5 protein-coding genes are annotated in these 6,287 nt (G+C 41.2%); 4 read left to right on the top strand and 1 reads right to left on the bottom strand.

The features are described 5' to 3' along the window. Positions 1–239 precede the first annotated feature (239 nt). Positions 240–686 carry a response regulator gene (locus tag B3P16_RS22815; protein WP_286844538.1) on the top strand — a complete coding sequence of 149 codons (447 nt, stop codon included), beginning with the start codon at positions 240–242 and terminating at the stop codon, positions 684–686. Then, positions 662–1,498 (top strand): helix-turn-helix domain-containing protein, encoded by an 837-nt coding sequence (locus tag B3P16_RS22810; protein WP_286844535.1) that lies wholly within the window; start codon positions 662–664, stop codon positions 1,496–1,498. The genes B3P16_RS22815 and B3P16_RS22810 overlap by 25 nt, the downstream gene beginning before the upstream one ends. 14 nt (positions 1,499–1,512) lie before the next feature. Here B3P16_RS22810 and B3P16_RS22805 read toward each other — a convergent pair whose 3' ends face one another. Beyond that, positions 1,513–2,124, bottom strand: coding sequence for a helix-turn-helix domain-containing protein (locus B3P16_RS22805; protein WP_286770362.1), 612 nt, complete (start codon positions 2,122–2,124; stop codon positions 1,513–1,515). 216 nt (positions 2,125–2,340) lie between these two features. On the opposite strand from B3P16_RS22805, the gene B3P16_RS22800 reads away from it, so the two are divergent. After that, positions 2,341–3,129, top strand: a complete 789-nt coding sequence (locus B3P16_RS22800; RefSeq protein ID WP_286770363.1) for an HAEPLYID family protein — start codon at positions 2,341–2,343, stop codon at positions 3,127–3,129. Between the two features lie 226 nt (positions 3,130–3,355). Then, positions 3,356–6,286: a histidine kinase gene (locus B3P16_RS22795; RefSeq protein ID WP_286844532.1), complete on the top strand. Its 2,931-nt coding sequence runs from the start codon at positions 3,356–3,358 to the stop codon at positions 6,284–6,286. The last annotated feature ends 1 nt before the right edge of the window (position 6,287 follow it).

The following is a 6,287-nucleotide window of genomic DNA, read 5'->3' as shown; positions in this document are numbered from 1 at the left end:
TAGTCTGAATTAGACTAATAATTTACAATTAAAATAGCTAGTACAAGCTTGTTGAAAAAATATAATAGACCGAAATATGAACAGTAAACAGAGATATGTCGCGCCGAAAATTGAAATGCTTTTAATTGTATTGGAGAATAGCTTTGACAATTTCATCGACATGCACTCGTGCAATAAAGATAAATACATCCAGCCTAAAGAATGCAAGGTGTCAGGTTTATAATTTAACAATTACCTTAATGGACAAGAAATTAAAAATTGCATTTGCCGATGATAATGTATTGCACCTGAAAGTAATTGAGCATCTGGCCAGAGAAATGGGAAACTATGAGATGCTATACGCCTGCCATAATGGAAAAGAGCTTTTGCATCTGCTTGAGACAAATATGGAACAACCGGATGTGTGCATTCTGGATTTGCATATGCCGGAAATGGATGGCATGGAGGCCGCTCGCGTACTAAGAAGCCGCTATCCCATGATTCAATTGTTTGGTTATTCGGCCAGCGAAAGTGCAGATGAAAAAAAGAGGTTTCTTGATAGCGGTGTGAAAATCGTTTTCTCAAAACAATCTCCCCGAAAGATGTTGAAATCTATTTATCATTATACGAGGCTTTGTGAAAATCTGGACATTATTGATTTTGAAAAGAATTTATTAAGGAAATGGAATTTTGTAAATCAGCTGTAGCAAATGACGGGATGCAATTTGGTGCACTAAAACTGGCTGAATATGGTAGCAAGCTAGGTAAAAGGCTATACAGCAACTCGGTTTTTTCCATCATTCGAACATGCTCTCCTGTCAGCATAAAAATTGGCCCGACTATTTATGATTTTCCGAATAGTGAACTCATCTTTATTGGGCCGCATGATGAAGTGGAAATTCCCCAAGCTATCACTGGCGAAGGATATTTACTTTGGTTTACTGCAGATTTTTATCAAAGATCTAAACTCGATACCGAAATACTCAATTCCGAATTGTTTTTTGGAAGTCATTCCTTTCTTTCTATGCGGGACTATAGAACAGAGCTGGTGTTCAAGAATTTATTTGTAGAGCGTTTGAAAGGCTGCGCTGAGTACCGTACCATTGATATGATGGTTGCCCACCACTGCTTTGAGTCCTTGTTGCTCGAAGGATATCAAACTATGTTATCGCTAGAAACAACGTGTGGATCTGCAGAGATCGCTTCCGTTCAGCTGTTTAACAGATTTTCGGTCTTATTGCATAAGCACTACCGCGAACATACCAGTGTGCAGTATTATGCGGACCGTCTGCACCTCTCTCCACGAAAGTTGACCGAGTTGTGTTCTGCTGTCGCCGGAAAATCGGCTAAATGTGTGATATCTACTGTTGTGGCCCAACAGGCTTTGCGCTATATAAAGCATACTGATCTTTCGATATCTCAGATTTCCTATGAGATGGGCTTCTCGGATGAATCTAATTTTCGCAATTTTTTTAAAAGACAGACAGGTAGTAATCCGCTTGCCTATCGTCAAATTTAACTTTGGGAACTCGTTTATGCTTTTTTAGATTCTTTTTTGAAGTATAAATATGGACGCTTATTGGCCGGCATCCGGCGGGCAGTTCTCGGCAAGGCTTTTTTGTCGAGGATTCCACTGCCTAAGTATTTTAACAGCAAGGCATATAATCTTTCCGAGGTGAAAGCCGCCTGGTAATCTTTCCTAAAGTCGGCGACCATCGCTTCGAGTGTTTTTGGACTGTCGAAATAGTCGGATCGATAGATTATATAGGCGATGAGCTCGCGTTGTTGGCGATGGTGCTCGCTTTGGCTGTTGCTTTCATCAAATGAAGATGCCGGACTCGTTAATTCTTGATCCGCAAAGTAGCTCTTCTTAAATTCCTTTAAATCTGGTAGGTGTTCTTCGTCTATCTTTAAAGCTAAGGCCGCATCAAAGAAATCTGCTAGTTGAATGGCAAATGGCCGACAGATTTTTGAAAGGCTATCCACAGACAATGAACCGGTTTTACGGTAAGCACTCCGAATAGTGGATGTGGATACCCCTACAAAACTGGCCAGGCTCTCTAAGGTTAATCCTGTTAAATCGATGATTTCCAGTATTCTTTTTGAAATTAATTCTGCTATTTGCTGATCTGATATTTTTCCCATAATTCATCTTTTCTTGTCTACAGTTTTATCATGCGAGCGTATTGCAACACTGTTTAATCCATAAGTTCCACTAGGTACATGAGGGTCTACCGTTGCTTGTTTTAAGAAACTGATCTTCAAAGCTAGGTTAATAAAGTAATAAATAACGTGTAAGAAACAGGGATTATCGTGTGCAAATTCCCATTTCTTTCCAAAGTTCAGCGAGAGGTTTGTGTTATGACAAGAAATTTTCAAAATACCAAGCTGTGGAAATCTATATTTTTGTCCTACAGTCTGTTCTTTTCCTGTGCTCTACTTGCTCAGGAGAATAAAAATTTACCGGACAAGGTGCACCATGCTGAGCCCCTTTATAATGACCTTGTACGCGACCTTGGCGCAAGAAAAGGGGAAAAAGAATTTAATCTGGGAGCGGATATCAAACGAACAAGTCTAAAGGATGACTTTGGATATCTCATGGAGTATGAATTTGCACCAATTGATCGCTTAGGACTCGAGGTGGAAACGGATTTTGCCTATGCTAAAAGCCGTATTGCCAATGTACCTTCAACAAATCAATTGGAAAGATTGCGATTGTCGTCCCAATATTCATTCTATGTATCAAAAAAGAATGCGACAACCTTGGCTGTCGGGTATACACAGATCTTTAACTTTGTCAACGGTGGTACCGCCTTTAATCCTTTTTTTATAGCCGCCAAAAATTGGCAGCGTCATTGGCATACGTTAATTTACACCGGACCGGAGATTGCTTATCAATACGCCACATCCAAAACGGCTTTGAATTGGCAGGTCAATACGTCATTTCATTATACTGTACCGAATACCGATCATTTTGTCGGTGTTGAGATCAACCAGGAAATTTCGTCCGAAGGCATACATACAGTTTTGCATCCCCAGATCAAACTCGGCCTCAGCAATAAGTTGGCCATCGGTATGGCAGTCGGCTTACCGATAGGGGGAGCGGAAAATAGGCTAAGTTCCTTTTTGCGCATTATTTATCAGCTTTAGCGGAGCTGGTTTTTCTGATAGCAAAATGTTGCCAGCTGTCACCTATTTAACTTAAAGCAGTTATTTCTCCAGGTTTTAAAATCTCTTCGGAGGAAAATTTTATATCGATTATTAATATATAATTATTTTCAAATAACTATATTTGATCTGTCCATATTATTGAACTTAGTCGATTGTGTTTGAAAAAGCGCTAAAAATTCTATTGCTATTAAGCACTTTTTTTGCTATGCCTGTTTTTAACAGGTTAATGGCTTCAGGCTATTATGAAATCGAAATTCTTTCGGGAATTGATCCCTTTCACCGTAATATAGAATCTGTGGCCCGGGATAAACAAGGGTTTATCTGGTTTATTGCAGGAAGCCTTCTTTACCGGTATGATGGCATTGCAATAAAAGCATTTAATGAACTTTATACAGAACCTTTGGGTTTCACGGAAGTGAATAAACTGACCACCGATGATTTGGGGCGGTTATGGCTGGAGACAAGAAATGGGCTGTTCATCTTTGATACACAGCTATGGCGATTTATTCAAAAAGATATGTTTTCAAAAGGGCTCGTGGGCGAGGATGTCATTGCACTATTTAATCAAGGGAAAAATCTTTTTGTTGCAACCCGATCGGGTATTCTCTGGCAGATCAGCGGTTCTCGAAAAAAAAAGCTGATGGAGTTTCAGCCCGCTTTATCCGAAATGCGACGGCCGGTGGGTAAAAGTCTCCTTGCGGATGAAAGCAGGCTTTGGTTTGCTTACAACAGCTTACTCTTTTTTGTAGATTTAAAAACGGGGAAAACGCAGCATGTTCAGATGCCAAAAAGGGTCTATCAGGGGCTAGATGATCTATTTTTATTGGAAAATGGTCTGCTGCTGCGAAATTATGGCTTGGGTTATATGACCTTTGACGGAAGGGAATTTCACCAATTACATCTTCAGGGGCTCAATGCAGGTGATATGCGTGATTGGGCGCATTGGTCCTTTGCGGAAACGGAAAAGATCATATTCCTTTTCGGTGATGGCCGCTATTTTGAATTTAGAAATAACCTCGCAATGACGCTCTTACGTCAGGACAAACACGATATCCGCAGAAATCTGTTCAAATCAAGGCTCAACCAGCTTGATTTTAATGGGCACGAAGGTCTCTGTGCAACAGAGGATGGCTTGTATAGTCTTGCCAGAAGAGCCTTTGAGCTGAATTACTGGAACACGGGTACGGCCAGGGCAATCGTAAAACAGCAGGATAAGTACTATGTGGGGGGCTATGCTCCGTTAAAATATTTTACGCCAAATAACCTTGCCATAAAAGAATCAGCCCCGCTCAATAATTATTATGCTTTTCTGCCAATTGACAAAGACACTGCCCTTGTCGGTTTGGAGGGTAATTTTTTGGGTTTATTGGTCAATGGAAAATTTAGATCTTTATCATATAAAAAGGCTAAGGGCACCCTCGAGGATTTGTCCACCATGGTGTACAGCCTCTGTCACTATCGAAAAAACACCTATCTGGTTGGCACGTCCTGTGGACTATGGCTCTACAATCGCGATACGGGATTAGTTAGTCCGTTAAGGGATAGAATGGGAAAACTTGTTGGAATGGGCGAGCGTGTCAATTCCATTCAAGTACGACAACAGGTCATCTCCTATACCACCGAAAACGGTTATTTTGAATACTTGGCGGGCCGGCTGAGGAAAATTTATCCGCAACAAAGCGAGAAACTCCAGGTGTACAGCCATTCATTTCGGCATAATAAGGTTTTCCTGGCAACAAAAGGAAAGGGGCTGATAGCCATTGACGCAAGCACAGGACATGTTGATACCTATAACACGAATGGCGGGCTAGCACATAATGTGGTTTTTAATATGGCATGGGTGGATAACCTGTTGTTTTTGGGGACATTCCGGGGGCTGTCGATTTGGGACGGTAAAAATTTTTATAATGCTTATGCGATGCATGGGCTGCCATTTGAAGAATTTAATCAGGCTTCTATACTCGAAGATAAGCTTCAAGGGCAATTGCTTATCGGCGGTGTGCTCGGCTGTATTGCTATCCAGCCGCAGCAGTTTTTGTATAATCTGAAGCAGAAAACAGTGCCTCCGCCGGTATTGGCAACAATTTCTATGGGTACCGGCTCCGGGAATATCATAACTTCCTTCACACCAAAAGATGGCCAAGATACGCTGATTTTCGACAAAAAAATTGAATTTGCAAATCTTAGAATAGCAAAAATAGATGCCTATAAGCAAAATTATAAAATTTACTTTCGCCTCCGGCCTCACATAAAATCATTTCAGGAAGTGCCTGCGTCGGGAGAAATTAACCTTTCCGATCTGAAAACAGGCGAGTACGAACTTGAATTGAAGACGGTAAGCGACAATGGTCTAAGTGTGAAAACCAAGCGGTGGCTGTTTTATAAAAAGCCGAAATTTTATGAGACACAGCTTTTTTATGTGCTGGTTACGCTGGGGCTAGGCATTGTTCTTTATATCATCGCAATTATGCGATCTTCACAGCACAAGCGGGATAAAAAGCTCCGGCTGGAACTCGCGCGCGATCTGCATGACGAAGTTGGCGGCCTGCTTACGGGAATTGCGATGCAGACTGATCTTATGGCTATAGGTCAGCAGCCCGCGGGGCGGCATCAGTCGCTAGAAAAAATTGCAGCCTATAGCCGGGAGGCGGTACAAACGATGGATGATGTCATCTGGGCAATAGACTCGCGCAATAATAGCCAAGGAAGTTTAGAAGACCGGATGAGGTTTTTGGTTTCGCAGATCCTGCCGATGCAGGATGTCGATGTCAAATTTGATATAAATCTGCAGAGCGCCGGCCAGCTGCCTCAATATGTACGTCAGAATGTATACCTTATCTTTAAAGAAGCATTGCATAATATCTGTAAACACAGCCCAAATGCGAAAGTTGATATATTTTTAAAAATAGATCATCATCAGCTTATTTTAAAGCTGTCAAATTCCTTAAAGAAAATCGAAGGAACGACTTCATATCCAGCGTATGCAAGACGTCGCGGTCAAGGTACGATTAATATGAAACGCAGGGCAGAGGCTATAGGGGCTAAATTCGAAGCAGCAAGGTCCGAAGACCGTTATTGCATTCAATTAGTAGCGAAGTTTAAAGTGAATAAACTTTTTCTTGACTTTTTTAATTGAT

Source organism: Sphingobacterium sp. UBA7631 (assembly GCF_002483935.1).
Lineage (GTDB): Bacteria > Bacteroidota > Bacteroidia > Sphingobacteriales > Sphingobacteriaceae > Sphingobacterium > Sphingobacterium multivorum.
The sequence above is the reverse complement of the archived record's forward strand: the minus strand, read 5'-3'. Positions and strand labels throughout refer to the sequence as shown.